This window comes from Halanaerobium sehlinense (assembly GCF_055379485.1).
On the sequence record NZ_AP042442.1, the window covers coordinates 505010 to 531970 of the forward strand.

31 protein-coding genes are annotated in these 26961 nt (G+C 33.1%); 30 read left to right on the forward strand and 1 reads right to left on the reverse strand.

What is annotated here, in order from left to right; genetic code table 11:
• The first annotated feature begins 1 nt into the window (after window position 1).
• The 8 genes from ACZ446_RS02515 (at window position 2) to ACZ446_RS02550 (ending at window position 5196) form a co-directional block, all read left to right on the forward strand.
• Complete coding sequence (locus ACZ446_RS02515; protein ID WP_464393571.1) at window positions 2-793, forward strand: energy-coupling factor transporter transmembrane component T family protein; 792 nt, start codon at window positions 2-4, stop codon at window positions 791-793.
• A gap of 12 nt (window positions 794-805) precedes the next feature.
• Window positions 806-1552 (forward strand): tRNA pseudouridine(38-40) synthase TruA, encoded by a 747-nt coding sequence (truA, locus tag ACZ446_RS02520; RefSeq protein ID WP_464393572.1) that lies wholly within the window; start codon window positions 806-808, stop codon window positions 1550-1552.
• A 131-nt stretch (window positions 1553-1683) separates the two neighbouring features.
• Window positions 1684-2112, forward strand: a complete 429-nt coding sequence (rplM, locus tag ACZ446_RS02525; protein WP_464393573.1) for a 50S ribosomal protein L13 — start codon at window positions 1684-1686, stop codon at window positions 2110-2112.
• A gap of 23 nt (window positions 2113-2135) precedes the next feature.
• On the forward strand, window positions 2136-2531 hold the full coding sequence (gene rpsI, locus ACZ446_RS02530; protein WP_464393574.1) for a 30S ribosomal protein S9: 396 nt from the start codon (window positions 2136-2138) through the stop codon (window positions 2529-2531).
• Window positions 2532-3056: 525 nt separating this feature from the next.
• On the forward strand, window positions 3057-3884 hold the full coding sequence (gene amrB / locus ACZ446_RS02535) for an AmmeMemoRadiSam system protein B (protein WP_464393575.1): 828 nt from the start codon (window positions 3057-3059) through the stop codon (window positions 3882-3884).
• A gap of 44 nt (window positions 3885-3928) precedes the next feature.
• On the forward strand, window positions 3929-4456 hold the full coding sequence (amrA, locus tag ACZ446_RS02540; RefSeq protein WP_464393576.1) for an AmmeMemoRadiSam system protein A: 528 nt from the start codon (window positions 3929-3931) through the stop codon (window positions 4454-4456).
• Window positions 4457-4522: 66 nt separating this feature from the next.
• On the forward strand, window positions 4523-4870 hold the full coding sequence (locus ACZ446_RS02545) for a radical SAM protein (protein WP_464393577.1): 348 nt from the start codon (window positions 4523-4525) through the stop codon (window positions 4868-4870).
• A 158-nt stretch (window positions 4871-5028) separates the two neighbouring features.
• Window positions 5029-5196, forward strand: coding sequence for a hypothetical protein (locus tag ACZ446_RS02550; protein WP_464393578.1), 168 nt, complete (start codon window positions 5029-5031; stop codon window positions 5194-5196).
• A gap of 57 nt (window positions 5197-5253) precedes the next feature.
• Here ACZ446_RS02550 and ACZ446_RS02555 read toward each other — a convergent pair whose 3' ends face one another.
• Window positions 5254-5979 carry a hypothetical protein gene (locus ACZ446_RS02555; RefSeq protein ID WP_464393579.1) on the reverse strand — a complete coding sequence of 242 codons (726 nt, stop codon included), beginning with the start codon at window positions 5977-5979 and terminating at the stop codon, window positions 5254-5256.
• 125 nt (window positions 5980-6104) lie between these two features.
• Between ACZ446_RS02555 and cdaA the strand changes: the two genes are divergently transcribed.
• The 22 genes from cdaA to nagE all read left to right on the forward strand — a co-directional run bounded on the left by cdaA (window position 6105) and on the right by nagE (window position 26950).
• Window positions 6105-6890: a diadenylate cyclase CdaA gene (gene cdaA, locus ACZ446_RS02560; RefSeq protein WP_464393580.1), complete on the forward strand. Its 786-nt coding sequence runs from the start codon at window positions 6105-6107 to the stop codon at window positions 6888-6890.
• A complete protein-coding gene (locus tag ACZ446_RS02565) occupies window positions 6891-7280 on the forward strand; it encodes a hypothetical protein (protein WP_464393581.1) in 390 nt (129 codons plus the stop codon).
• A gap of 24 nt (window positions 7281-7304) precedes the next feature.
• The gene (gene glmM / locus ACZ446_RS02570) at window positions 7305-8657 is read left to right on the forward strand and encodes a phosphoglucosamine mutase (protein ID WP_464393582.1); all 1353 of its coding nucleotides are present in this window, start codon (window positions 7305-7307) and stop codon (window positions 8655-8657) included.
• Window positions 8658-9011: 354 nt separating this feature from the next.
• Window positions 9012-10841: a glutamine--fructose-6-phosphate transaminase (isomerizing) gene (gene glmS, locus ACZ446_RS02575; RefSeq protein ID WP_464393583.1), complete on the forward strand. Its 1830-nt coding sequence runs from the start codon at window positions 9012-9014 to the stop codon at window positions 10839-10841.
• Between the two features lie 124 nt (window positions 10842-10965).
• Window positions 10966-11346 carry a holo-ACP synthase gene (gene acpS / locus ACZ446_RS02580; RefSeq protein WP_464393584.1) on the forward strand — a complete coding sequence of 127 codons (381 nt, stop codon included), beginning with the start codon at window positions 10966-10968 and terminating at the stop codon, window positions 11344-11346.
• Complete coding sequence (locus ACZ446_RS02585; RefSeq protein ID WP_464393585.1) at window positions 11347-12909, forward strand: NAD(P)H-hydrate dehydratase; 1563 nt, start codon at window positions 11347-11349, stop codon at window positions 12907-12909. It begins immediately after the preceding gene.
• 72 nt (window positions 12910-12981) lie between these two features.
• Window positions 12982-13524: a dCTP deaminase gene (gene dcd / locus ACZ446_RS02590; RefSeq protein ID WP_464393586.1), complete on the forward strand. Its 543-nt coding sequence runs from the start codon at window positions 12982-12984 to the stop codon at window positions 13522-13524.
• A 16-nt stretch (window positions 13525-13540) separates the two neighbouring features.
• Window positions 13541-15790: an IGHMBP2 family helicase gene (locus ACZ446_RS02595; protein ID WP_464393587.1), complete on the forward strand. Its 2250-nt coding sequence runs from the start codon at window positions 13541-13543 to the stop codon at window positions 15788-15790.
• A gap of 141 nt (window positions 15791-15931) precedes the next feature.
• Window positions 15932-16078 carry a hypothetical protein gene (locus ACZ446_RS02600; RefSeq protein WP_464393588.1) on the forward strand — a complete coding sequence of 49 codons (147 nt, stop codon included), beginning with the start codon at window positions 15932-15934 and terminating at the stop codon, window positions 16076-16078.
• 98 nt (window positions 16079-16176) lie between these two features.
• Window positions 16177-16473: a CopG family transcriptional regulator gene (locus tag ACZ446_RS02605; protein ID WP_464393589.1), complete on the forward strand. Its 297-nt coding sequence runs from the start codon at window positions 16177-16179 to the stop codon at window positions 16471-16473.
• Window positions 16454-16804, forward strand: a complete 351-nt coding sequence (locus tag ACZ446_RS02610; RefSeq protein WP_464393590.1) for a type II toxin-antitoxin system PemK/MazF family toxin — start codon at window positions 16454-16456, stop codon at window positions 16802-16804. The genes ACZ446_RS02605 and ACZ446_RS02610 overlap by 20 nt, the downstream gene beginning before the upstream one ends.
• 178 nt (window positions 16805-16982) lie before the next feature.
• Window positions 16983-17387 carry a hypothetical protein gene (locus tag ACZ446_RS02615; protein WP_464393591.1) on the forward strand — a complete coding sequence of 135 codons (405 nt, stop codon included), beginning with the start codon at window positions 16983-16985 and terminating at the stop codon, window positions 17385-17387.
• Window positions 17388-17408: 21 nt separating this feature from the next.
• Window positions 17409-17837: an ATP-binding protein gene (locus ACZ446_RS02620; RefSeq protein WP_464393592.1), complete on the forward strand. Its 429-nt coding sequence runs from the start codon at window positions 17409-17411 to the stop codon at window positions 17835-17837.
• A 29-nt stretch (window positions 17838-17866) separates the two neighbouring features.
• Window positions 17867-19201: a [Fe-Fe] hydrogenase large subunit C-terminal domain-containing protein gene (locus ACZ446_RS02625; protein WP_464393593.1), complete on the forward strand. Its 1335-nt coding sequence runs from the start codon at window positions 17867-17869 to the stop codon at window positions 19199-19201.
• Window positions 19191-19520 carry a DRTGG domain-containing protein gene (locus ACZ446_RS02630; RefSeq protein ID WP_464393594.1) on the forward strand — a complete coding sequence of 110 codons (330 nt, stop codon included), beginning with the start codon at window positions 19191-19193 and terminating at the stop codon, window positions 19518-19520. Before ACZ446_RS02625 ends, ACZ446_RS02630 begins: the two co-directional genes overlap by 11 nt.
• Entirely contained in the window at window positions 19521-20261 is a 741-nt protein-coding gene (locus tag ACZ446_RS02635) for a PHP domain-containing protein (protein ID WP_464393595.1), read from the forward strand.
• A 21-nt stretch (window positions 20262-20282) separates the two neighbouring features.
• The gene (nuoE, locus tag ACZ446_RS02640; protein WP_464393596.1) at window positions 20283-20765 is read left to right on the forward strand and encodes an NADH-quinone oxidoreductase subunit NuoE; all 483 of its coding nucleotides are present in this window, start codon (window positions 20283-20285) and stop codon (window positions 20763-20765) included.
• A 1-nt stretch (window position 20766) separates the two neighbouring features.
• Window positions 20767-21324 carry an ATP-binding protein gene (locus ACZ446_RS02645; RefSeq protein WP_464393597.1) on the forward strand — a complete coding sequence of 186 codons (558 nt, stop codon included), beginning with the start codon at window positions 20767-20769 and terminating at the stop codon, window positions 21322-21324.
• Window positions 21324-21686 (forward strand): (2Fe-2S) ferredoxin domain-containing protein, encoded by a 363-nt coding sequence (locus ACZ446_RS02650; protein ID WP_464393598.1) that lies wholly within the window; start codon window positions 21324-21326, stop codon window positions 21684-21686. The genes ACZ446_RS02645 and ACZ446_RS02650 overlap by 1 nt, the downstream gene beginning before the upstream one ends.
• Window positions 21687-21709: 23 nt before the next feature.
• Complete coding sequence (nuoF, locus tag ACZ446_RS02655) at window positions 21710-23512, forward strand: NADH-quinone oxidoreductase subunit NuoF (protein WP_464393599.1); 1803 nt, start codon at window positions 21710-21712, stop codon at window positions 23510-23512.
• A 24-nt stretch (window positions 23513-23536) separates the two neighbouring features.
• Window positions 23537-25258, forward strand: a complete 1722-nt coding sequence (locus tag ACZ446_RS02660) for an NADH-dependent [FeFe] hydrogenase, group A6 (protein WP_464393600.1) — start codon at window positions 23537-23539, stop codon at window positions 25256-25258.
• Between the two features lie 297 nt (window positions 25259-25555).
• Window positions 25556-26950: an N-acetylglucosamine-specific PTS transporter subunit IIBC gene (gene nagE, locus ACZ446_RS02665; RefSeq protein WP_464394364.1), complete on the forward strand. Its 1395-nt coding sequence runs from the start codon at window positions 25556-25558 to the stop codon at window positions 26948-26950.
• The last annotated feature ends 11 nt before the right edge of the window (window positions 26951-26961 follow it).

A 26961-nucleotide genomic window follows, 5' to 3' on the forward strand; every position in this document is an offset into this window, starting at 1 on the left:
TATGCTAAAAGATATTACAATTGGTCAATATATAGCTCGTGATTCTATTATTCATGCTTTAGATGCCAGAATTAAAATTATGATTACCACAATTTTGATAATAGCTCTGTTTACTATTGATTCATTTATAGGTTTTGGATTTTTTACAGCCTTTGTTTTGGTTGTAATATTGCTATCTAAAATATCAGTAAAAAAAGTTTTAAAAGGGTTGAAGCCAATTTTGATTTTGGTTTTATTTACTCTATTTATTCATATATTTTTAACCAAAGGTGGTCAGGTTCTCTGGTCCTGGAAATTTATTTCCATTGAGTCTGAAGGTGTCTATACTGGTTTTTTTATGGTAAGTAGGATTTTTATTTTAATTTTATTTACATCCCTTTTAACTTTAACGACTTCTCCTCTGCAGTTAACTGATGGAATTGAATATATTTTATCACCCCTAAAAAGATTTGGAGTTCCGGCAAGTGAACTATCAATGATGATGACAATTGCTTTAAGGTTTATTCCAACTTTACTGGAAGAAGCTGATAAAATAATGAAAGCTCAGCAGGCCCGAGGTGCTGATTTTGAATCGGGTAATTTAATTCAAAGAGCAAAAAGCTTAATTCCATTACTTGTTCCTTTATTTATTAGTGCATTTAGAAGAGCAGATGATCTAGCGCTGGCAATGGAATCAAGATGCTATCGAGGTGGAGAGGGTAGAACAAGGCTGCATGAGTTAGAATATAGATATTATGACTTTGTTGCCTTAGGAATGATAATTATACTGGCAGTTGCTGTATCATTTTATTAGGTGATAATTGAGATGAGACAAAATTATAAAATAATAATTGAATATGATGGGACAAACTATAGCGGCTGGCAGATTCAAAAAAATACTAACGAGACAATTCAGCAGAAGCTGGAGAAGGCTTTATCAAAAATAAATAAAAGCAGAGTTTCTGTAACAGGTGCAGGAAGAACAGATGCTGGGGTTCATGCGGCTGGTCAGACAGCAAATTTCTTTTTAGATATTGATATTCCTGCAGAAAAAATACCACTTGCTTTAAATAGTGAGCTGCCTAATGATATTATTTGTAAAAAAGCTGAAAAAGTTAGTGCTGATTTTCATTCTCGTTATGATGCACGGGGCAAAAAATATAGATATAGAATTCTAAACAGTAATTTTAATTCAGTTTTTGTCCGTAATTTTGTATATAATGTTCATAAAAAACTTGATTTAAAACTTATGCAAAAAGCAGCTGAAATTTTTGAAGGCTGTCATGATTTTGCTTCATTTTGTGCTGCTGGTTCTTCAGTAGGATCTACAGTTAGAGATATCTACTCATTAAATCTTTATGAAGCAGAAAATGATGAGATTTGGATCGATGTTATTGGAAATGGTTTTTTATATAATATGATAAGAATTTTAGCCGGTACACTAATTGAAACCGGTCTCAAAAAAAGATCTTTGTTTGAACTGCAAAATGTTCTGCAGAGTTGTGATCGAAACAATGCTGGTTTTACTGCTCCGGCTCAGGGTTTAACTTTAATAGAAGTATTTTATGATTAATTTATTTCGTTTAACTTGACAAAAGCAGAAGATTGTATTAAAATTACTATGAATTATTCTGTCCAACAACAAGCCCCGTTGAGAATATATTCATGTAATTATAGAGAGTATTTAACTAAGGAGGTATAGTTATGTCAACATATATGGCCAATAATGAAAGTGTAGAGCGCAACTGGTACGTAGTTGATGCTGCAGATAAAACTTTAGGAAGACTAGCATCTGAAATTGCTCAGTATATTAGAGGTAAGCATAAGCCAACTTTTACTCCTCATGTAGATATGGGAGATTATGTAATTGTTGTTAATGCTGAGAAAGTAAAATTAACTGGAAAGAAGTGGGACGATAAAAAACATTACAGTCACACTAATCACCCAGGTGGTATTAATGAAATTACTTATAAGGAACTTCGTGCTAAAGACCCAGAGTTTATAATCGAAAAAGCTGTAAAGGGTATGTTACCACACAATAAATTAGGTAGAAAAATGTTAAAAAAGTTAAAAGTATATAGTGGATCAAACCATCCACATCAGGCTCAACAGCCAGAAAAATTAGAACTTTAATTCTGAAAGGAGGAATTTAATAGATGGCTTCTGAAGTACAATATAGAGGTACAGGTCGTAGAAAAACTTCTACAGCTCGTGTTCGCCTGCTGCCTGGAGATGGAAAGTTTTTAGTAAATGACAAAGATATTGATACCTATTTTAATAGAAAATCTTTAATTAAAGATATTATGTCACCTTTAGAATTAGTTAATGCTGATGGAACATTTGATGTATTAGTAAATGTTAGAGGTGGAGGACTTTCAGGTCAAGCTGGAGCAGTTAGACATGGAATTGCTAGAGCGTTACTGGAAGTAGATAAAGATTATCGTGGACCACTTAAGAAAGCTGGTTACTTAACCAGAGACTCCCGTATGGTTGAAAGAAAGAAATACGGTCGCAAAAAAGCGAGAAAAAGTCCACAGTTCTCAAAAAGATAATATTTATTTTTCATTTTATTACAGGCAGAGCTCAGGCTCTGCTTTTTTCTTTTTTATAATCTCAGTATTAGTTAATTATTTTAAAGCTGAGCATTAAAATATCAATCCAGAAAAAATTATTACAATAACTAAGACTCATAAAAGAACTTAGTTGAGCTGCCTGAGCAAAGAAACGTCCTGTTTCTAGCTCAGCTCAGAGCGTCCTTGCTCTTCGGCTCAACTAAGTTTTTTTATTCATCAAGTTATAATAAAATAATTTATTTAGTCATTCATTTTAATGCTCAGCTTTAAAATAAAATATTCAAATAGATTATAAAAATAGAAAAGGCAGGCCTTCCAGTGTTAACTAAGTTATAATTAATAAAATGTATCAGCGAAAAGTAGGCTTAGAGGTGTTTTTTTATCAGTTAATTTGTTGTATAATATAAATGATAGAGGAATTAGTTAAGAATTTTTAATTTTTTGGAAGTAAAATTAAATTTATCTGCATTGATTTAGAGCTTAACTTTAGCGGAGGTGAAATTTATGGGAGTTAAATGTGCTGCTTTACTGCCGCACCCGCCGATTGTTATCGAAGAAATTGGGGGTCGGGAATTAAAAAAGGCAGAAAAAACTGTTCAGGGATTTAAAAAGACAGCAGCAGAAATAGCTGAATTTAAGGATGAACTTGATTTAGTGGTTTTTATTACACCACACGGCCCGGTATTTCGTTCTACAGCTTCTTTAATTGTCAAAAAAGAACTTTATGGTGATTTTGGTGATTTTTCATATCCTAAAATTAAGTTTAAGGAAGAGTCAGATGTTGAATTTGCTGAAAAATTAATAGCTAGAACCAGAGGGAAAAAATTATCTCTACAGCCGCTTAGAACAAAAGATTTAAACAATTATGGAATAGATCAAGAATTAGACCATGGAATTATGGTTCCTCTGCATTATTTTAAAAAATTTGACATCAAATTACCTATTTTACCTCTATCAATTGGTTTTATTTCATATGAAGAATTATATCAAATTGGTAAAGAAATTAAAGAAAATGCAGCTGAAATGGGTTATCAAATTGCTGTGATTGCAAGTGGTGACTTATCTCATCGACTTAAAAAGGGTGCACCTGCTGGTTTCAATCCAAAAGCGCATCTTTTTGATGAGCGATTAATTCAATATTTTAAGGAACAAGACTTCAAATCAATTTTAAATTTTGAACCTGAACTAGTTGAGAAAGCTGGAGAATGTGGCTTAAGGCCCATTGTAACTATGCTGGGAGCTTTAGATGAATTAGATTTAGAAATCAGTGTAAATTCCTATGAAGGGCCTTTTGGTGTTGGATATGGTACTATTTTTATAGATATAAAATAAACTTTTTTAAAAGCATAGAGTATATTATACTAGGAGTGATAACTATGAATCAAGAAAAATTTATTACCGATTTAGCAAGAAGAGCAGTTGAGGAGTATATCATTAGAGGTAGAGAGGTTGAAGTTGATGAGAATGAACTTCCAGAAATTTTAAAAAAGCAGGCTGGTGTATTTGTTACTTTAAAGAAAAATAGTAATTTAAGAGGTTGTATGGGAACTTTTAAAGCGGTTCAAAAAAATGCTGCCTATGAAATTATTAGTAATGCAATGACGGCTGCTGAAAATGATCCTAGATTTCCTGAAGTAAATAAAGAAGAACTAAATGAAATTAAGTTTTCAGTTGATATATTGTCAGAACCAGAACTGGTAAGAGATGAAGAAGAATTAGATCCCAAAAAATATGGTATTTTAGTAAAAGGTGGACACCAAACAGGTTTATTACTGCCAGATTTAGATGGAATAGATACTCCAGAAAAACAGATAAATATCGCTAAAAGAAAAGCAGGGTTAAATCAGGACACTAATGTGGAAATTTATCGTTTTCAAGTGAGAAGGTTTGAGGAAAATGATTAAAAACTATCCAGCTAAATTCTATAATTTAGAGGGGGAAAAAATTCGCTGCAAGTTATGTCCACATGAATGCAAAATTGGCAAATTAGCCAGCAAAAACCCTTTTTAAGAGATTATTCGCCTCAGGCAATTGTTAATGAGGCTGTTGATAGGGGGATCAATTATATTGCTTACACTTACTCTGAACCAATAGTCTTTTATGAATATATGCTGGAAACAGCTAAAATAGCCCGAAAAAAGGCAATAAAAAATATAATGATCAGTAATGGGTTTATTAATGAAAAGCCTTTAAAAGAGCTTCTTCCGCTTATAGATGCTGCTAACATTGGCTTGAAGGCGTTTGCAGATGAATTTTATCGTAATTATTGTAATGGTGGATTGGAAAGTGTAAAAAATACTATAAGCTTATTAGCTTAAGAAGTCCATTTAGAAATTACAACTTTAATTATAAGCGTTTTATCAAATAATTCTTAATTTTGTTTTTTCAAGTGAGATCTTGACAGTGAATATTGCTGCTGCTATACTCTAGATAAGCTCATATAATTTTATAAGAATAATAAGGAGGGCTTATAATAATGAAAAATAAAAATGTGAAATGTAATATATGTGGAAGCCAAAATTGGTCTGGTACATTATATTGCGAAAAGTGTAGTGGAGATTTATATCATAATCATAACTATAATGAAGAAAAATCTTCTGCTAAGATTAATCAATTAACTAAAATTTTTAAATTGTGGAAGTAAAAATTTATGAATAAAAAGGTCGGCCGCTGGCCGGCCTTTTTTACTAAATTAAATACTTTAAATATACATGAATTTAAAACCATAAATAAAGGCAATATAAAGAGTTAAAAAATAACTGTAAAATATTATCGAGCTAAATAAATTATAATCTGTAATAATATAAAGATAATTACTTATAACAACTGAAATAAAAATTATTAAAATAAAAGCTGGATTAAATTCTAAAAATAGTAGAGAAGCAAAAAGTGAACTAAATATTACAGCAATAAATGTTGGTAGATAAAGATCAAATAATGAAAATATTACTTTATTAAATAAAAATTGTTCTACACAAGCTGTAAAAAGTAGTGCTGTAAAAATGATAACAAGTAGTGGTAAATCAGTATAAATTGCTTGAAAAAAATTTTTTCCTAGTTGAAGAGGGAAAAAGCTGTTGTTTATTTTATTTTGTGCATTAAGATTGATTAAAATTACTCCTGCAGTTAAGATAGAAAAGATAATAAATAGAGCTTTTAAATTTATTTTTTTAAATTTAAATTTAAAACCTAAATCTGACAGGCTGAAATCATAAAGAAGATTAAAATAACTATAAATGATAATTAAAAAAATAAAATGAGAGAGAATATTTATTGCAAAACTTAAAATTTCATTAATGTAAATTAAGGCTGCAAAATCATTTTCACTAATATAATAGCTGCTTAAAGTTATAAAATACCAGCACAGAATGACAATTAAAAAATCTTTGTAATTAAGGCGTTGATCAGAGAAAATATTTTTGTTCAAATTATCACCTCCTCTCTCATATTTCTATTAAAAACCAAGGAATCCTTTAAAAATTTATTTTTTTGAATGGATTAGAGAAAATAAGCAGGGTTTGCCCGGGCGTTTGCCGAATATTTAAGATAGAGGTGATAAAATTGTCCTGGAAAGTTTTAACAAGTTTATTAGACATTTTTATAATTGCTTTCATTATTTATTATTTATTAAATATTATCTCAGGAACAAGGGCAGTACAGTTAATTAAGGGCTTAGGTTTAATTTTTGTAGTCGCACTAGTGGCGCAGCTTTTAGAACTAAATACAGTTAACTGGTTTTTGGATAGTTTTTTAACAATTATAATGGTTGCTTTACCAATTGTTTTTCAACCTGAATTAAGAAGAGCACTTGAACAAATTGGACGGGGAGGGTTTTTGAAAGAACAATTCTGGCAAAATTGGGGTCCAAAAGAAATTAACGAAATAGTTCTAGCTGCAGATGAAATGTCTGAGCAAAATATTGGTGCATTAATAGTGATTTCACGTAGAGTTGGTTTGAAAAATTATATAGAAACCGGAATAATGTTGAATGCTGAAATAACTAAACAGCTTCTCTACAGCATTTTCCAGCATGAATCACCACTTCATGATGGGGCTTTGATAATTGAGAATGGTAGAATTAGGGCTGCAAGCTGTTTTTTAAATCTTTCTACTCGCTCTGATATTAATCCCCGACTTGGAACAAGGCACAGAGCGGCAATTGGGATCACTGAAGAATCTGACGCATTAGCTCTGGTAGTTTCTGAAGAAACAGGAGTTATTTCTGTTGCTGAAAATGGACAGTTAAGCCGTCACCTTGATAAGTCTGAGCTGCGCGAGAAATTATCTCACAGCTTTGAAAAGTCAAGAGAAAAATCATTTGTGAGGAGGCACCTATAAATGTTTTCTCTAAGTGAAAATCAAAAAAAGTTAATTTTGGCCTTCTTTATTGCTGTTTTACTCTGGGGATATGCCAGTAATCAAACAGCAAATGTATTCAATTTTGGTGAAGAACAGGCAGCTTCGTTTTTGATAGATATCAAAGTAAGAAATTTAGCTGATAATTATCAGGTGGAATCGATGTCTGTAGATCGAGCAGTTGTAAGAATTGACTATGTCTCTTATTTTTCTCAAATTAAAAAAGAAGATATAACAGCTTATGTTGATTTGCGTAATGTTGACCCAGGTGATAATATGAAAATAATTGAGGTTGAACTTCCCAGTTCTGCGAGATTAATGGGAGTCGATCCGGGATATTTACTGGTTAATGTAAGTCAAAAAGATAATTAATAAAAATAAATAGAGGTGGATAATTTGGAAAAAAGATTGTTTGGAACTGATGGAGTACGTGGAGTAGCTAATCACGAATTAAAGGGTGAGTTAGCTTTTAAATTAGGAAGAATTGGAGGATATTTTCTAAGCAAAGATTCTAAAGTTGAAAGACCGGTAGTTGTAATTGGTAAAGATACAAGGCTTTCTGGAGATATGTTGGAAGCAGCTTTAATGGCAGGTTTAACTTCTGTTGGAATTGATGTTTATCGTTTGGGAATTATTCCTACTCCGGGTGTTTGTTATCTAAGCAGAATTAAAAATGTTGTTGGAGGAATTATGATTTCTGCTTCTCATAATCCAACTGCTGATAATGGAATTAAGTTTTTTGATAGTAATGGAATCAAATTAACTGATGAAGCTGAATTAGAAATAGAAGAACTAATATTCAATGATCATTCTGAAGAGCTGCCTTATCCAATTGATAATGAAATTGGATTAGTAGAAGAAAAATATGATTGGATAGATCAGTATACTAATTTTATTATAGATAGTTCTGAGCAAAAATTGAATGGTTTAAAGATTGTTATTGATTGTGCTAATGGGGCTGCTTACAAGGCTTCTCCATCAGTATTTGAAGCTTTAGGTGCTGAAGTTTATATAATTAATAACCATCCAAATGGAGAAGAGATTAATGTTAACTGTGGTTCAACTGCACCTGAGCTGGCAGCTGAGAAAGTTGTTGAGTTGGGAGCAGATCTTGGGGTTGCTCACGATGGGGATGCTGATCGAGTTATTTTAATTGATGAAAAGGGTGATGTTGTAGAAGGTGATAATATTATGGCAGTTGCTGCTCGTGCTATGATAGAAGAAAATAAATTAAACAAAAAAACTGTTGTTACAACAAAATACAGTAATTTAGGTTTAAAAGAAAGTTTGGCAGAAGTAGATGCTGATTTAGTAATTACTAAAAATGGGGATCGTTATGTTTTAGCAGAAATGCTTAGAAATGATTATAAGCTAGGTGGAGAAAAATCAGGACATATTATTTTTAGTGAATATAATACAACTGGTGATGGTATATTAACTGCAGTTAAAATTGCTTCTATAATTAAAAAGAAAAATAAATCTTTATCTGAGCTGAAAAAAGTAATGAATTATTGGCCCCAAATTCTAGCTAATGTTGAAGTAAATCAAAAAGAAGGCTGGAAAGGAAATGCTAAAATCAACTCTGAAATTGAGGCTGCAGAAGCAGAAATATCTAAATCTGGTCGTGTTTTTGTTAGAGCTTCAGGTACAGAACCTTTAATTAGAGTGATGCTGGAAGGCAAGGATGAAGAACTTTTGAACAAATGGGAAAATAAATTAACTTCAATAATTAGTTCTGAATTGAACTAAAGATTTGCTATTTTAAGTAATTTATAATAATATTATATTTGTGTTTATTTAAATTTGTTGTAAAGAATCGAATGTTGTTAAGGTAGGATTTTTTGATGAAAAATTATTGAATTTGATCTAAATTAAAGGAGGTGGTTGGAAATTTATAAATAAAAGCGCCAGAACCCAATTGGAACGGAATCTTAATTGGGTGGACGAGGAAGAAGGTTATCGAAATTTCGGCGGATGCCTTCAGGCAGCAGCTTTTCTGCCTTAAGTTTATTTCTTAAAATCAGTGGGTAATTACTGAGACAAAGGAAATAAATAATAGCTGACAATTGAATATTAATAATAAAACGGAGGTTAAGATACTATATGTGCGGAATTGTTGGTTATATTGGAGAAAAAAAAGCGGCCCCGATACTTCTTTCTGGACTCAAAAAGTTGGAATATAGAGGTTATGATTCAGCTGGGATTGCTGTTCAGGAGAAAAAGGCTGTTAAAATTGTAAAAAAAGAAGGTAAATTAGATAAATTGAAATCAAGCGCAGAAGAAGAAATTTTTTATGGAGGTACTGGAATTGGACATACCAGATGGGCTACTCATGGTCGACCATCTGATATTAACTCACATCCCCATACTGATTCTTTTTCTGAAATTGTAATAGTGCATAATGGTATTATTGAAAACTTTAGAGAATTAAAAGAGGATCTAGCAGCAGCAGGTCATCAGTTCAAATCTGAAACTGATTCAGAAGTTGTTGCTCATTTGATTTCTACTTATTACGAAGACGATTTAAGGGCTGCAGTTAATAAAACTGTTGAAAGGTTGGAAGGGTCTTTTGCACTTGCTGTCATGTCAAGGCAGGAGAAAGATAGAATTATTGCTGTCCGTAAAGATAGTCCTTTAATTATTGGCTTAGGCGAAAACGAGAATTTTTTGGCTTCAGATATTCCAGCATATCTTGAACATACTAATGATTTTTATATACTTGAAGACGGAGAAATTGCTGATATTAGAAAAGAAGAAGTTACTATTTATACATTTAATGGTGATATGATAGCTAATAAAAGTAAGACAAAAATCAGCTGGGATGCTGAAATGGCTGAAAAACAGGGATATCAGCATTTTATGTTAAAGGAAATTCATGAGCAGCCTGAGTCTTTAAAAAGATTACTTGAAGATAATTTAAAAAGTGGTTATGTTGACTTAACTGCCAGTGGTCTTGCTGAAAACTGGCTTGATAATTATGATAAAATTCATATTGTAGCCTGTGGTACTGCTTACCATTCTGGAGCACTTGCTAAATACCTGCTGGAAGATAAATTAAGAATTCCAGTGGAAGTTGAAGTGGCAAGCGAATATCGCTATCGTAATCCCATTATTGATGCTGGTACTTTAATGATTGTTGTCAGCCAGTCAGGAGAAACTGCTGACACTTTAGCGGCTTTGAGATTAGCAAAGAAAAAAGGAGCATCAGTTTTAGCGCTGACTAACTCCAGGGACAGCAGCATTGCTCGAGAATCTGATATGGTAATCTACCTAAAAGCTGGCCCTGAAATAGCTGTTGCTTCAACAAAAGCTTATACAAATATGGTAGCAGCCTTTTATCTTTTGTTGATAGATGGAATGAGGCAGAGAGATAATATTAGTGAGCAGATTACAGCTGATTATACTTCTGATTTAATTAAACTACCGGAAATGATTCGGAAGCTTAGTGAACAGAGTAAAGAACAAATTCAGGCTATTGCTGATAATTACGCAGATAAAGAAAATATTTTCTTTATTGGACGTAATACTGATTATACTCTGGCTTTAGAAGGAGCTTTAAAACTTAAAGAGATCTCTTATATTCATGCAGAGGCTTACCCTGCAGGAGAATTAAAACATGGTACACTTGCTTTGATTGAGGAGGGAGTGGCTGTTGTTGCTCTCGGAAGTAGAGCTGATATTTTTCCGAAATTATTTAGTAATTTAAAGGAAGTTAAAGCTAGAGGTGCTGAAACATTACTGATTACTGAAGAAAATCAGAGATTCGAAACAGAGAGTGTTAATCATTTAATTAAACTGCCGGTTTTAAATGAAGATTTTGCCGGTCTACTGGCAATTATTCCACTACAGCTTTTGGCATATTATACTGCTTTAAATTGTGGTGAAGATATTGATCAACCAAGAAACTTAGCAAAGAGTGTAACAGTAGAATAAATGATCTAATAAATTTGAAACCGAGTCTTTATAGGGCTCGGTTTTTTGCATTTAACTCATAATTTTAATATAATTATTAAGAAGAGTAGTTATAAGATTTTATACGATATTAGAAAGGATAAATATGATTATTGGAACTGGAATAGATATAGTTCAAAATAATAGGATTGAAGAGCTTATTAATAAGTACGGAGATCGTTTTTTAAAAAAAATTTATACAGCAAAAGAAATTGAATACTGTCAGTCTAAAAATAATTTTGTTGCTTCTTTTGCAGCTCGATTTGCAGCTAAAGAGGCTGTCTTAAAGGCTTTAGGAACTGGAATGAGAAATAACAGCTGGCATGAAATTGAAATTCTTAATGACGAACTTGGAAAACCTGAGGTCCTATTAAATAACAAAACTGCCAGAAGAGCTGAAAAAATTAAGGTTAGATCTATTTTTATATCAATTTCTCACGAAAAAAAATACAGTATTGCTCAGATCATTATGGAAGGAGAAAAATAAATGGAAGTCTTGACTCCAAAAATGATGACAAAATGTGATCAGGAGACTATAGAGGCTGGTTATCCTGAAATTTTATTAATGGAATCAGCTGCTTTGGGTACAGCTAAGCTTGCTGAGGAAATTATAGAAAAAAAATTAGTTTATGAGGAAAAATCTAAAATAAAGATTACTTTTTTAGTAGGCAAAGGGAATAATGGGGGAGATGGGCTGGCTGCTGCCCGTATTTTGAAAAATTGGGGCTATAATCCTAAAATAATTTTGAGTTCAAGTAAAGATGAATTAAATGGTGTTAACAAAAAGAATTTTGAACTTGCTGTTTTAAATAAAATAAAGATAGTTCAATTTTCAAATTTAGAAAAAGCAAAGTTTTTAGCTGAAATAAAGAATAGTGATTTAATTATTGATTCACTTTTAGGTACAGGAATTACTGGTGAGCTTAGAGGAAATATTAAAAGAATTATTAATTTAATTAATCAAAATATAAATGATCAAGCTATAACTATTGCTGTAGATATTCCATCAGGGGTTATAGGGAAGACAGGCAATACAGCAGGAGGAGCTTTAAAAGCTGATTATACAGCAACTATGGCTGCATATAAAAGAGGCTTGATTTTATATCCAGGTAGAGATTACACTGGTGAAGTTAAGGTTATTAATATTGGGATTCAGGCAGAAACTATTGAAAAAAATGGAGATGGCCTAAAAATATTTAACCATCAGGAAGCAAAAAAGTTAATTCCTTATAGAAAAAATTATGGCCACAAAGGTGACTTTGGTAAAGTTGCTGTGTTTGCAGGTTCTAGTGGGATGACAGGTGCTCCTTTATTAACAACTAAGGCAGCTTTAAAAAGTGGGTCCGGACTTGTTTATTTATTAATTAGCGAAGAAATTGAAGCTTTAACCAGTTCAAAAGTTGAAGAATTAGTAGGAATTCCGCTTCCATCTCAAAAGGGTGTAATTGCAAAAAAAGCATTTGAAAAAATTAAGGAATTTTCAAAAAAAGTTGATCTTTTAGCTGCTGGCCCGGGGCTTGGCTCAACTGAAGCTGTCCAGACTGTAATAAACAATATTTTGGAGCAGTTAAATGTTCCTTTGGTTTTAGATGCAGATGGACTGAATTCAATTACCGATTTAAAACTGTTAAGAGATTATCAGGGAGAGCTTATTTTGACACCACATCCGGGAGAAATGTCTAGATTGACTGGTTTAACTATTTCTGAAATAAATAATAATCGTTTAGAAGTAGCAAGAAATTTTGCAAAAGAAAACAATCTAAACTTAGTTTTAAAGGGAGCTGCAACAATAACTGCTGCTCCAGATGGAAGAGCCTATATTAACAGCAGTGGCTGTAATGGAATGGCAACTGCGGGTAGTGGTGATGTATTAACTGGTATAATAGCTTCCTTAAAAGCTCAGAGAATGAATAGCTTTGAAGCTGCAGCTTTAGCAGTATATATTCACGGTAGAGCTGGAGAATATGCAGCTGCTGCAGAAAGCAATTTTGCGCTTACTGCAGGGAACATTGTAGATAATTTAGCATCAGTTTGGAAAGAATTGACTTAAAACTAGAAAAAATATATAAATATAATTTAGTTAGTTTGAATTTATAAAATAAAATAATTTAAGGGGTAAAAAATGATATTATCAGATAAAACAATAAAAAAAATGTTGGTCGAAAATGAGCTTGTAATTGATCCTATAGATGATTTGCAAATCCAGCCCGCTTCAGTTGACATGAGGTTGGGAAATGATTTTTTAAAGGTGGATGAGAATTCTCTACCAGTTATGACTCTAAATGATAAGGTTAATTATGAAGAAGTGAAGGGTAATGAAATTATTATACCACCTCACTCATTTTTGCTTGCAACTACTAAAGAATATATAAAACTACCAGATAATTTAACTGCTTTTGTAGAGGGGAGAAGTTCAATCGGCCGGATGGGGCTTTTTATTCAGAATGCAGGCTGGGTTGACCCTGGTTTTGAAGGTCAAATAACACTGGAATTATATAATGCTAATCGGTTGCCAATTAAACTGGAATCCGATCGGAGAATCTGTCAGCTTGTATTTGCTTCGATGGACAATAAAGCTGATAATCCATATCGTGGTAAATATCAGGGACAAAAAAATACAGTAGGTACCAGGGTATTTAAAGATCCAGAAAATAAAAAAAGATAAAACTGGAGGTGTTGTTGTGGTAACTTTAGTTATTTCAGATATTGATAATAGTATTGGCCCAGGGGATATAGTAGGTGCATTTATTAACGAAGCTGGGACAGAAAGTGATAATATTGGTAAGATCAATATTGACAAAAAAAATAAAATTGCAGAAGTTGAAGTAAATTGGGAGTCTGCTCCTCAGATTATAGAAGCTATGGACAACAATCAAATTGGAGGAGTAAAGGTTCAGGTAGAAGCAAAAAATCCGGATGATCTGATTGATAAAGATATTATTAATTATTATAATAAATTTCATAATTTGGTCGAACTAGAAAGACAGGAAGAGATTGACCGACATAAGTTAGAAATAAAATATTTATCTGCAAGAGAAAGGCAGGCAAAAGGAAGAGCTTTATTGGATCTTCACGGTAGAGATAATGGAACAACTTTTGGGCATCGGCCTTTAGTTAAGTTTACTTCAAAATATAAAGGAGAAAGACTGGCTGAGACTCAAATTACACCTGGGGATTTAGTAATGATTAGTTTAAATAAACCTTTACACCCGAATAATCCGACTGGGACAGTAATTGAAAAAACTGCTTATTCAATTACTGTTGCTTTTGAGAGTTATCCACCCGAATTTATTTATAATAAGGGAGTAAGAATTGATTTATTTGTCAATGATACCAGTTTTCAGCGAATGTTTTCTGCTTTAGAAAAGATTAAACATCCTGAAAATGAACTGCAGAAAAGGAAACGAGATATTTTATTGGAGCGAAAAAAACCAGAATTACCAAACAGTTTAGATTTGAGTCTGGATTATTTAAATAAGTCACAGTTAAATGCTGTAGAGAATGCTTTGGCTGCGGAAGACCTTTATTTAATTCAGGGGCCACCAGGAACTGGAAAAACTATAACAGCAGTGGAATTAATTGATAAAGCTGTTCAGGGTGGAAATAAAGTTTTAGCTGCGGCTGACTCAAATACAGCTGTCGATAATCTCTTAGAACTTTTGGCTGAAAAAGAGCTTAATGTGATTCGAATTGGACATCCAATCCGAGTTAATAAAAAATTAAGAGAGCATACTCTAGATAAGGTTGTTTTAAAACATCAGGATTATCTTGAGGCGGAAAAATTAAGAGATGAGGTATCTGACTTAATTAATAAACAGGAGTCTTATATTTACCCTGGTGGTAAATATAGAAGAGGACTTTCAGATCAGGAAATAAAAAATTATGCTGAAAAAGATTTGGAGCATCATGTTAGAGGTATTAGTCCAGAAGTTATTCAAGAAATGGCAGGCTGGTTGGAACTTCAGGCGAAAATTGATAAATATTTTAAAGAGATTGAAAGATTAGAAAATAAAGCTGTAGAAGAATTATTAGACGAGGCAGACATTATTTGTACTACTAATATTTCAGCTGGATCTGATCTTTTAGCAGATATGGATTTCGACTTAAGTGTTATTGATGAAGCTACCCAGGCAACTCAACCAGCAGCTTTAATTCCATATTTAAAGGCTGATAAAACTATTTTAATTGGTGACCACAAACAGCTGCCGCCAACAGTAGTTAACCAGGAGGCAGCTAAAGAGGGTCTCAGTATTTCTTTATTTGAAAAATTAATTAGCTCTTATCAGAAAAATTTAAGCTCTTTATTAAAAATTCAATATAGAATGAATAGGAAGCTTATGGGTTTTTCCAGCATCTACTTTTATGACAATAGTTTAACTGCGGCTGAATCTGCTGCTGATCAAAAATTAAGTGATCTTGGGATTGAGCTGGAAGTGGATGATTGTTTTACTATTAAATCTCTAAAATCAGAGTATCCATTAGTATTTTTAGATACAAAAGAAATGAAGGCTGAAGAAAGGTCATTTGAAGGATCTAATTCTTATGATAACCCAGTAGAATCTGAAATAGCTCTAGATATATTGGATCGAGCAGTCAAAGCTTCAATTCCTGAAAATGATATTGCAGTTATTGCTGCTTATAAAGATCAGGTTGATCTGATTAATCAGCACAATAAATTTCAGGATGTAGAAATTGATACGGTAGATGCTTTTCAGGGTCGAGAAAAAGAAATGATTATTTTTTCTGCAGTCAGAAGTAATGATGATAAGAATATCGGTTTTTTAAGAGATTTAAGACGGCTCAATGTTGCTTTAACTAGAGCGAAAAGAAAATTGATTTTTATTGGTGACAGCAGCACAATTTGTAGTCATGATGTTTATGCTAAACTTTTGAAATATATTAAAAAAAGTGGGCTTTATTATCAATTATAGTTAAAAGCGTTATAAATTGGAGAAAATGCGGTTATAACAGTAATCTTGGTCTCATTTTTTGATTGACACCTCATCATATTTAAGATATAATTACATTATCTAAGAGGATTTCAAAATCATTTATAATGAGGTGGTCAGAAAGTGGAGAGGCTGCGCCGAAAGAATAATTTTAGCAAAACTGAAAAAGAAGAAATTGTAAAAAGAATGGTTAAAGGCTATGAAAAAATGTCTGCAGTAACTGATGATCGTGTTCAAAAATTTTCTCTACTTAAGGATGGGGCTAATTAGTCTCATCTTTTTCTTCATTTTTAGGATTAGAATCTAATTGCAAATTTATAAGTAGATGATATAATTAAGACAGCCTAAAACCAATGGAGGTGGGTCTGTTGTCAGAAAATAGAAAAATAAGTGTTGAGCTTCCAGAATGTGTATTGGAAGAAATTAAAACCTACTGCAAAAACAGCAGTCAAAAAAGAAATGATTTTTTAAAACAGGCAATAAAATTTTATCTAAAAGAAATGAAAAAACAAGAGGTTCGTAATCATCTTCGTGATGGATATAAAAAAATGGCCGGTCTTAATCAGCAGTTAGCTGATGAAGGATTATCAAGTGAATGTTACTCTTATTTATGTTATGAGCAGAGACTGGTGGAGTGTGAAAAAGTTGAAAGTAAAAAGGGGTGATGTTTTTTACGCAAATTTAAATCCAGTTGTTGGTTCTGAACAGGGGGGAGTAAGACCTGTACTTATTATCCAAAATGATATTGGTAATAAATACAGTCCAACTGTAATAGTTGCTGCAATTACTTCCAGGATTAATAAAGCTAAGCTTCCCACACACGTTGAAATACCTGCTGATTATACTAATTTAGATAAGGATTCTGTTGTTTTATTAGAACAAATTAGAACCCTTGATAAGAAACGATTACAGCGTCATATAGCCCATTTAGGTGAGGATGTAATAGAAGATGTTAATCAGTCAATTGAAATAAGTTTAGGATTAATAGATTTATAACGTCTTTTAAATATTTAATTGGTTATTTCTTGACAGTGTGAAAAAATTATCATATACTTTTAATGTATAAATTTTTATTGATCAAAGTGAATTTTATCACTAAATACTATTTGTGGGAATATTTAACAAATTGCAAAGATAACAAAAATAAGTTATTATTGAAGCATGGGGGTTAATAATGAAATTAAAAACTGTCAAGAAGCTTTTAAACACAGAGACAATATTTGAAGATTGTGGAATTAATGATAATCATGATCTTGACTCAGCCTGTGGTGATGACCTTGAAATAAACAATGCCTGTGGTGCAGATTTAATGAGTGACGTATTAGCTTTTTCTAATCAAAAAACACTACTGCTGACAGGACTTACTAATCCTCAAGTTGTTCGGACAGCAGATATGGTAGAGATTAAGGTTATTATTTTTGTCAGAGGTAAGGAACCACAAATTGAAACTATTTCTTTGGCCAATCAATTAAATATTTGTCTTTATTCTACTGACAAATCTTTATTTGAAGCTTGTGGTCTATTATATAAAAATGGGATTGGTCCAGAAGAGATGAATTATATAGAAGCCTCCAAATAATTTTAGGAGTTGATTTGTTTTTTGAAAAAACAACAAATATTAAATAAGGAAATTGAAAGCTTTGACTTTCAAAGTGGAGGTGAAGCCTCCAGTAATTTGAAGAATATTTTACGCAAATTAGGAGTTGCAGCTCAAATTGTCCGTAAAACTGCAATTGTTACCTATGAATTAGAAATGAATGTGGTAATTCATTCTCTGGGAGGAGAAATTACAGCTTTAATATCTGAAGACGAGCTGGAGATAAGAGTTGATGATGATGGCCCTGGCATAGAAGATTTAGATAAAGCTTTTACTGCTGGGTATTCAACAGCCAGTGATGAAATTCGCGAGATGGGATTTGGAGCTGGAATGGGCTTAGTTAATGTTAAAAGATATGCAGATCAAATTGATGTAGAGTCTTCCCCGGGGGAAGGTACACATGTAAAAGTAATAATAAAACTAGCAAATTAAAGCTTATGAAATGCTGCAGGAGGTTAATAATGACCAAAAAGCATTCTGTACTGTTAAAAGAAGAAAAATGTGAGGGATGTACAAACTGTGTTAAGGGATGTCCAACAAAAGCTATTCGAGTTCATCAGGGTAAGGCCTGGATTAAAGAGGATTTGTGTATTGATTGTGCAGAATGTATCAGGGCCTGTGAGTACCATGCTAAATACACTAAAACAGATGAACTGACTCAAATAGTTGAATCTAACTATCCAATTTTATTAATACCTCCAAGTTTTTATAGTCAGTTTACTGAAAATACATCTGCAGCTAAAATAAAAAAAGCAATTCTGAATTTAGGTTTTGAGGCTGTATTTGATGTAGCAGATGCAGCAGCTGCTTTATCCCGTAAAACACTTGATTTTTTAAACAATAATTCAGGCAGCTACATTTCTAGTTCCTGTCCTGTGATTGTAAGATTAATAAAGCTGCAGTTTCCCGATTTAATTGAGATGTTGATTCCTTTAAAATCTCCAGTTGAACTGATGGCAGAAAGACTTGAGAAAAAATTTAAAGAAGAAAAAGACATAAACCCTGATATTTTCTTTTTGACTCCCTGTCCTGCTAAATTAACAACTGTAAAAAGATCTATTGGTCAAAAAGAGAGTTTTTTAACTGGGGCAATTGGTGTTGAGAATATTTACAAAAAAATATATGAGTCTTTAGAGAATATTAAACTTGATCAGTCTGAAGATGAAATTATAACTCTTGCTACAATTTGGGGAAGTGAAGGTGGAGAACAATCTATATTAAAATCCTGGCAGGATATAAATACCTTAAGTGTTTCTGGGATTAAAGAGGTTAAAAAATTATTGAACGAAATAGAGAGAAATAATATAGCTGAATCTATTAAATATTTTGAACTAACTTCCTGTATTGATGGCTGTATTGGTGGAGTACTAAATGTTATAAATCCTTTTCAGGCAAGATTTAATTTAGAGCAGAGGATTAAAAAAGTCAAAGAAATTTCTCAAAGTAAAGATCTAGAATTGGATACTGCTGATGATGAATACTACAATTTTACACTCCCAGATGAAATTACAGCCGACAATCTTTCTAAACTAGATAATGATTTTAAAATAGCTATGCAGAAACTAGAACAGCTGCAAAAAGAAATTGAGAATTTACCTGGTTTGGATTGTGCAGCCTGTGGAGCACCTGATTGTAAAACTTTTGCTGAAGATATAGTTAATGGCCGTGCTGTTAGGACTGACTGTATTTTTATGTTAAGACAGCAGTTAGGTCAATTAGCAGATGAACTTTCAAATCTGGCAAATGAACTCCCGCCTGTAATGGCATCTAAAAAGGAGGATAAAGATGACAGTTAAAGAGCTGGTAGATTTATTTAATTTGGAAATAGTTGCTGGTCCTGATTTAGAAAAGGAAATTGACGGTGTTTATATTGGTGACCTTTTAAGTAATGTAATGGCAAGAGCAGAGAAAGATAATCTCTGGCTAACAGTGCAGGGGCACCAAAACGTTGTTGCTGTAGCTTTGTTAGTTGAATTATCTGCTGTTATTTTAGTAGAAGATTTTGAATATGAAAAAAATGCTGTTAGAAGAGCCTGTCAAAAAGGGGTTAACCTTTTAAAAACTAAAAAGAAAAGTTATGATTTGGCCTGTAAATTTTGTGAAAGCAAAATATAAATGATTAAGTTAAAAGCCGATCTTCATTTACATTCCGTTTTATCTCCCTGTGGTGATTTACTAATGACTCCAGCTGAGATAATTAAAAAGGCCAAAAAAGAAAAAATAGATGTACTGGCCCTAACAGATCATAACAGTGCTGAAAATGTAGAAGTTCTTAAGTATTATGCTGAGCAGCACAATCTGAAAATTATTCCTGCAGTGGAGACTGAAACAAAAGAAGAAATTCACATTTTATGTTATTTCCCTGACATAAAAAGTCTTCTAGATTGGCAGGAAATCATATATAATAATCTTTCTGATCAAGAAAATGATGAAGATTTTTTTGGACCACAGATTAAATGTGGTTATGATGATGAATATCAGAGTAAAATTAAATATCTGCTTGCAGCTTCTGTAAATTTAAGTTTAGAAAAAGTGGTAGAAAAAGTAAAAGAATTGGGAGGAGTTGCTGTGCCTTCCCATTTAGATAGGAATCACAGTATTATTTCTCAGTTGGGATTTATACCACCTGAACTAAACTTTAAAACTGTAGAAATATCAAAAAATACAAACCCTAAATTTTTTTTGAAAAAGTTTCCAAACTTAAATAAATTACAGTTTATGCAGAATTCAGATAGTCATTACCTTAAAGAAATTAAAGCATATCAAAATTTGATAGTAGAAAAGTTTTCTTTTTCAGAATTTAAAAAAGCTGTAGAAAAAAAAGATGGTAGAAAAATTGAATTAATTGAAACTTAATTTTCAAGGAGGTAATTATTGATGGCAGAAATGACAAAGGAAAAACTAGAAGAATATTTAAAACCACTGACAGAAATTTTATCAAGATATGATAAAAAAGAAAGATATTTGATACCTGTTTTGCAGGAAGCACAGGAAGAATATGGTTACTTGCCAGAAGAAGTAATGAAAGAAATAGCGCTGGGCTTGAATTTATCTTTGAGTCAGGTTTATGGAGTTGTAACTTTTTACAGTCAATTCCATCAAGAACCAAGAGGTAACAATATAATTAGAGTTTGTATGGGAACCGCCTGCCATGTAAGAGGTGGTGGGGGTATTCTAGACGCTATTAAAGATGAGTTAGGTATTGATGCTGGTGAAACAACAGAAGATCTAGAGTTTACTCTGGAATCAGTAGCCTGTATTGGTGCCTGTGGTTTAGCACCAGTTATTATGATAAATGATGACACACATGGTCGTTTAACTCCTGATAAAATCCCGACAATTTTAGCAAAGTATCAATAAAATGAGGGAATTATCTCTTCATATTTTAGATATTATTGAAAATTCTAGAAGGGCTGGTTCTGATTTAATTATAATTAAAATTTCAGAAATGCCTGAGCAAGATCTATTAAAAATTATTATTGAGGATAATGGTAGTGGGATTAGTGAGGAAAAATTAGATAAGATTGATGATCCATTTATTACCTCAAGAACAACTAGAGAAGTAGGTCTTGGCATTTCATTATTTAAATCAGCAGCAGAAAGCTGTAATGGAAATTTAAATATAAAATCCAAAATTGGAGAAGGTACAAAGGTTGAAGCTAATTTCGATTATCACCATATTGATCGAGCTCCTTTAGGAGATATTACAACTACTATTAGCAATTTTATAGCTGCTAATGGTGAAAAAGTAGATGTTATTTATCAGCATCAATATCAGGATAATAGTTTTAGTTTTGACAGCAGAGAAATCAAAGCTGAAATAGATGATGTGTCTATTCAGTCCAGACATATAATTGGCTGGTTAAGAGAATATATTGGAGAAAATTTAGAAGAAATCCGCGGAGGTGAAGCTTTTTAATGAAATCTTTAGCTGAATTAAAAGAACTAAGAAATAAAGTGCAGAAAGAAATGAAAAAGCGTGATCAAGGAACAAGAGCTGAAATTATTGTTGGTATGGGAACTTGTGGTATTGCAGCAGGTGCCAGAGATATTTTAAAAGCTGTACTTGCAGAAGTTGAAAAAAGAGACTTGGACGTTAGAGTGACTCAAACCGGATGTATAGGTATGTGTGAAAAAGAGCCTCTAATTGATGTTAAACTCCCTGGTAAGGAAAGAATTACTTATGGAAATTTAACTGAAGCAGATATCCAAAAAATAATTTCAGAACATGTAGTTAATGGTAGTGTTGTTACAGATCTAGTAATCGCCAGACATAAATAAGAATATAAAGGAGGCACTTGTAAATGAAGGATACTATTTATCGTTCCCACGTATTAATTTGTACAGGAACAGGTTGTGTATCATCTGGGGCTAAAACCATTAAAGAAGCTTTAGAAGAGGAATTAGCTGCAAATGATTTAACAAATGAAATTAAAATTGTAGAAACTGGATGTCATGGATTTTGTGAAAAGGGTCCAATAATGATAGTTTATCCAGAAGGTGTATTTTATTGTGAATTAACTTCTGATGATGTAGCAGAGGTTGTAGAAGAACATTTATTAAAAGGTAGAACAGTTGAAAGATTACTTTTTAAAGAACCAATGACTGAAGAACAAATTCCTTCTTATCAGGATATTGACTTTTATAAAAAGCAGCAGCGTATTGCTTTAGCTAATTGCGGTAAAATTGATCCAGAAGATATAGATGAATATATTGCTTTAGGTGGATATGAAGCAGCTGGTAAAGTTTTAACTGAGATGTCACCACAAGAAGTCGTAGACACTGTTAAGGATTCTGGACTTCGAGGTCGAGGTGGTGGGGGTTTTCCAACTGGTTTAAAATGGCAGTTTGCTAAAAACTCAGAAAGTGACAAGAAATATTTAATTTGTAATGCTGATGAAGGAGATCCGGGAGCTTTTATGGATCGAAGCATCTTAGAGGGAGATCCACACAGAATTATTGAAGGTATGATTGTTGGAGCTTATGCTATTGGTGCCGATGAAGGATATGTGTATGTTAGAGCCGAATATCCACTGGCAATCACACGTCTCCAAAAAGCTATCGAAGATGCTGAAGAATATGGCTTATTGGGTGACGATATTTTCAGCAGTGGATTTAACTTTAAACTACATATTAAAAAAGGTGCTGGAGCTTTTGTTTGTGGTGAAGAGACAGCTTTAATGAATTCTATTGAAGGAAAAAGAGGTATGCCAACTCCTAGACCTCCTTATCCAGCAGTAAGAGGCTTGTGGGGCAAACCAACTAATATCAATAATGTAGAAACATATGCTAACATTCCTTTTATTATAACTGAAGGTGCAGATAGTTTTTCTGCAATTGGTACAGAAGGTAGTTCTGGAACAAAGGTTTTTGCTTTGACCGGGAAAATTAATAATACTGGTTTGGTTGAAGTTCCAATGGGAACAACTTTAAAAGAAGTAATCTTTGAAATTGGTGGTGGACTGGGTGAAGGCAAGAAATTTAAAGCAGTTCAGACTGGTGGACCTTCAGGCGGCTGCTTACCTGAAGAATATTTAGACCTTCCAATTGATTATGATTCACTGCTGGATGCCGGAACAATGATGGGTTCTGGTGGTATGGTGGTAATGGATGAAGATTCCTGTATGGTTGATGTAGCTAGATTTTTCTTAAACTTTACCCAGAGTGAATCATGTGGTAAATGTACTCCCTGTCGTGAGGGTACAAAAAGGATGTTAGAAATTTTAAATAGAATTACTGAAGGTGAAGGTAAAGATGGAGATATTGAACTCTTGCTTGAATTAGGAGAGCACATAAAGAGTACATCTCTTTGTGGTTTAGGTCAGTCTGCTCCAAACCCGGTATTAAGTACAGTTAGATATTTCCGTGACGAATATGAAGCACACATCCATGATGGCAAATGCCCTGCAGGTGTTTGTACTGAGCTAGCAGGTGCTTATGTAATTGATGAAGAAGCATGTATTGGCTGCAGTAAATGTGCTAAAGTATGTCCGGTAGATGCAATCAGTGGAGAAATTAAAAATCCATTTACAATTGATCCTGATGTTTGTATTGCCTGTGGAGCCTGTGAACCAGAATGTCCTGTAGATGCAATTTCACAGGGATAAACTCTTACAATAGGAGGAAAATTAATGAGCAAAGTTAAATTAACTATAGATAAACAAGTTGTAGAGGTTGAAGAAGACAGTTCAATTTTAGATGCAGCACGCGAAATTGGTATAGATATACCTATTTTATGTTATCATCCTGACTTAAGCCTACATGGTGCCTGTAGAGTTTGTGTTGTTGAAGACGAAGAGAGTGGGCGCTTATTGGCATCTTGTGCCACACCTGTTAATGAAGGAATGCAGATTAATACAAGAAGTATGAAAGCTAGAAAAGCAAGAAGAAAAAATGTAGAATTATTGTTAGCAAACCATCCTAATGACTGTTTAGGTTGTGATCGTAATGGTCATTGTGAATTACAGGACCTTACTTATGAACTGGGAATTCGTTCTGAAGATGTGGAAAGAGTTTCTGGAGAACAGAGCGAGTATGATATTGATGAAACAGGTCCAGCTTTAAGAAGAGATCCAAATAAATGTATACTCTGTGGACGCTGTGTTCGTATTTGTGAAGAAGTTCAGGGAGTATCTGCTCTTCAGTTTACACAGCGTGGTTTTGACTCAATAGTTACAACTGCTTTTGATCTACCACAAGCGGAAATAAACTGTGTTAACTGTGGTCAGTGTGCAACTGTCTGTCCAGTTGGAGCAATTACTGAATTAAGTGAAATTGATAAAGTATGGGCGGCTTTAGAAGATGATGAAAAACATGTTTTAGTTCAAACTGCCCCCTCTGTCCAGGCTACACTTGGTGAAGAGTTTGGAATGGAAACAGGAACAGTAGTTACTGGTAAAATGGTAGCAGCTTTAAGAAGGCTGGGCTTTGATAAGATTTTCTCTACCGATTTTGCTGCTGATCTAACAATTTTAGAAGAAGGTAGTGAATTTTTAAAGAAATTAAACGGTGAGGGAGAGCTGCCTCATATTACATCCTGCTGTCCAGGCTGGGTTAAAGGTGCAGAACATAATTTCCCAGATCTTCTTAAGCATCTATCATCAGCGAAATCTCCAATGCAGATGTTTTCTGCTTTAAGTAAAACTTATTATCCAGAACAGACTGGAGTTGATCCAGAAACTATCTATACAGTAGCTGTGATGCCCTGTACAGCTAAAAAGTTTGAGAAAGATAGAGAAGAAATTAATGGCTCTGATTTCAAAGATACAGATGCTGTTTTAACTACCAGAGAGTTTGCTAGAATGATCAAAGAAATGGGTATTAACTTTAACGCTTTACCTGATGAAGACTTTGATGAGCTTATGGGTGTTTCAACTGGTGCTGGTACTATTTTTGGTACTACTGGTGGAGTAACTGAAGCAGCAGTTAGATCAGTAAAAGAAAAGCTAACAGGTGAACCTTTAGAACGATTAAACCTTGGTTTTAGGGGTATTAATGAAGCTGAAGTTAGAATAGGTGATAGAGTTGTTAAAGTTGGAATTGCAAACGGTTTTGCTAATGCTCAAAAATTATTAGAAAAGGTTAGAGCAGGAGAATGTGATTTAGACTTTATTGAAATTATGGCTTGTCCTCATGGTTGTGTTGGTGGTGGGGGTCAGCCTCGCCCAGCTACAGACGAGAAAAAAGAGAAACGGGCTCAGGGTCTGGCAAATATTGATGATACAAGTAAGATCAGAAAATCACATGAGAATCCACAAATTCTAAAATTATATGAAGAATTTCTAGGGGAACCTTTAGGTGGAGAATCACATCATTTATTACACACCAAGTACAAAGCTAGACCTAAAAATTAAATACAGCTAAAATAAAGGCGGCTTAATCTTATTAGATTGAGCTGCCTTTTTTCTATATCGGAAAAAGATTAGAAATTAATACAATAACTAGATTATCTTGACAATACAACTCAAGGTGAGTATAATTAAATTTAGAAGTAATATTCAAAAAATTTAAAATAATTCAAAAGCATTTATACAAAATTATTTATTATTTATCATTTGAATTTATTTTAAATTAACTGCTTTTAAATTAAAGGGAGGTTGATTTAATTGAAAAAGGTATTTTCTCAATTACAGCGGATAGGAAAGTCTTTAATGCTTCCGATTGCAGTTTTACCTGCAGCTGCTCTACTTTTAAGGCTTGGAGCAGGAGACGTATTTGACATTCCATTTGTGATGGCAGCTGGTTCAGCGATATTTGATAATCTTGCTTTATTATTTGGAATTGGAGTTGCTGTTGGAATTGCCCATGATAGTTCTGGTTCGGCTGGTCTTGCTGGTGCTGTCGGCTATCTTGTAATTACTAATGGAACTCAGGCTATTAATTCTGATATTAACATGGGAGTTTTAGCTGGAATTATTGGTGGTCTAGTGGCGGGAACTCTATATAATAGATACCATGATATTAAATTACCAGACTTTCTAGGATTTTTTGGTGGACGAAGATTTGTACCAATAATTACAGGTGCAGCTGCTGTTGTTTTAGCTGGAATTTTTGGCTTTATTTGGCCTCCAATTCAGGATGCTATTCAGGCAGCTGGACAGTGGATAATTGATGCTGGAGCAGTAGGTGTTTTTGTTTATGGATTCTTAAATCGTTTATTAATACCACTGGGACTTCATCATGTTATTAATAGTTTTATCTGGTTTGTATTTGGAGAATTTACAACTGCAGCTGGTGAAGTAGTAACTGGTGATTTGTCTAGATTTTTTGCTGGAGATCCTTCTGCTGGATTTTTCATGTCTGGATTCTTTCCGATGATGATGTTTGGATTACCTGCAGCAGCATTAGCAATGTATAATTCGGCTAAACCTGAAAATAAAGCAGCTGTTTCTGGTATATTCTTAAGTGTTGGTCTAACTTCATTTTTAACCGGAATTACAGAACCAATCGAATTTGCTTTTATGTTTTTAGCACCAGTATTATACTTTATTCATGCTGTTTTAACCGGTTTATCTTTAGTAGTAACTTATATCTTAGGTATTCAGCATGGTTTTGGATTTTCAGCTGGAGCAATTGACTATTTCTTAAACTATGGACTTGCCACAAGGCCAATAATGATTATTCCAATTGGTTTAGTGTTTTTTGCTATCTATTATTTCTTATTTCGGTTTGCAATTGAAAAATTTAACATTCCGACTCCAGGACGTTTAGACACTGAAACTGCTGATGCTGGTGTTAGTGTAATGCCAGAAACACAACAGCAAAAAAAGAGGACATCTAAATCTGATTCAGATAGTGCTGATAAAGCAAAGGCTTATATTGAAGCACTGGGTGGAAAAGATAATATTAAAACCCTAGATGCTTGTATTACAAGACTTCGTTTAGAAGTTGAAGATAGTTCTATTATAGATGAGAAAGTGCTTCAGAAACTTGGAGCTACAGGTGTTTTGAAAGCAAATAAAAATAACGCCCAGGTGGTAGTCGGGACTAAAGCTGAAATGATTGCTGATGATATTAATGCAGAATTGAAAAAAATGAAAGAGTAATTAATTCAGTT

What these genes read in the sequence shown, in the direction of transcription:
- nagE (WP_464394364.1), top strand. Translation starts at nt 25,556, where the DNA reads ATGCTTCCGATTGCAGTTTTACCTGCAGCTGCTCTACTTTTAAGGCTT.
- dcd (WP_464393586.1), top strand. Translation starts at nt 12,982, where the DNA reads ATGATATTATCAGATAAAACAATAAAAAAAATGTTGGTCGAAAATGAG.
- ACZ446_RS02550 (WP_464393578.1), top strand. Translation starts at nt 5,029, where the DNA reads ATGAAAAATAAAAATGTGAAATGTAATATATGTGGAAGCCAAAATTGG.
- ACZ446_RS02545 (WP_464393577.1), top strand. Translation starts at nt 4,523, where the DNA reads ATGCAAAATTGGCAAATTAGCCAGCAAAAACCCTTTTTAAGAGATTAT.
- ACZ446_RS02660 (WP_464393600.1), top strand. Translation starts at nt 23,537, where the DNA reads ATGAGCAAAGTTAAATTAACTATAGATAAACAAGTTGTAGAGGTTGAA.
- acpS (WP_464393584.1), top strand. Translation starts at nt 10,966, where the DNA reads ATGATTATTGGAACTGGAATAGATATAGTTCAAAATAATAGGATTGAA.
- nuoF (WP_464393599.1), top strand. Translation starts at nt 21,710, where the DNA reads ATGAAGGATACTATTTATCGTTCCCACGTATTAATTTGTACAGGAACA.
- ACZ446_RS02615 (WP_464393591.1), top strand. Translation starts at nt 16,983, where the DNA reads ATGAAATTAAAAACTGTCAAGAAGCTTTTAAACACAGAGACAATATTT.
- nuoE (WP_464393596.1), top strand. Translation starts at nt 20,283, where the DNA reads ATGGCAGAAATGACAAAGGAAAAACTAGAAGAATATTTAAAACCACTG.
- ACZ446_RS02515 (WP_464393571.1), top strand. Translation starts at nt 2, where the DNA reads ATGCTAAAAGATATTACAATTGGTCAATATATAGCTCGTGATTCTATT.
- ACZ446_RS02650 (WP_464393598.1), top strand. Translation starts at nt 21,324, where the DNA reads ATGAAATCTTTAGCTGAATTAAAAGAACTAAGAAATAAAGTGCAGAAA.
- ACZ446_RS02630 (WP_464393594.1), top strand. Translation starts at nt 19,191, where the DNA reads ATGACAGTTAAAGAGCTGGTAGATTTATTTAATTTGGAAATAGTTGCT.
- rpsI (WP_464393574.1), top strand. Translation starts at nt 2,136, where the DNA reads ATGGCTTCTGAAGTACAATATAGAGGTACAGGTCGTAGAAAAACTTCT.
- amrA (WP_464393576.1), top strand. Translation starts at nt 3,929, where the DNA reads ATGAATCAAGAAAAATTTATTACCGATTTAGCAAGAAGAGCAGTTGAG.
- ACZ446_RS02625 (WP_464393593.1), top strand. Translation starts at nt 17,867, where the DNA reads ATGACCAAAAAGCATTCTGTACTGTTAAAAGAAGAAAAATGTGAGGGA.
- amrB (WP_464393575.1), top strand. Translation starts at nt 3,057, where the DNA reads ATGGGAGTTAAATGTGCTGCTTTACTGCCGCACCCGCCGATTGTTATC.
- rplM (WP_464393573.1), top strand. Translation starts at nt 1,684, where the DNA reads ATGTCAACATATATGGCCAATAATGAAAGTGTAGAGCGCAACTGGTAC.
- truA (WP_464393572.1), top strand. Translation starts at nt 806, where the DNA reads ATGAGACAAAATTATAAAATAATAATTGAATATGATGGGACAAACTAT.
- ACZ446_RS02645 (WP_464393597.1), top strand. Translation starts at nt 20,767, where the DNA reads ATGAGGGAATTATCTCTTCATATTTTAGATATTATTGAAAATTCTAGA.
- ACZ446_RS02585 (WP_464393585.1), top strand. Translation starts at nt 11,347, where the DNA reads ATGGAAGTCTTGACTCCAAAAATGATGACAAAATGTGATCAGGAGACT.
- ACZ446_RS02565 (WP_464393581.1), top strand. Translation starts at nt 6,891, where the DNA reads ATGTTTTCTCTAAGTGAAAATCAAAAAAAGTTAATTTTGGCCTTCTTT.
- ACZ446_RS02635 (WP_464393595.1), top strand. Translation starts at nt 19,521, where the DNA reads ATGATTAAGTTAAAAGCCGATCTTCATTTACATTCCGTTTTATCTCCC.
- glmS (WP_464393583.1), top strand. Translation starts at nt 9,012, where the DNA reads ATGTGCGGAATTGTTGGTTATATTGGAGAAAAAAAAGCGGCCCCGATA.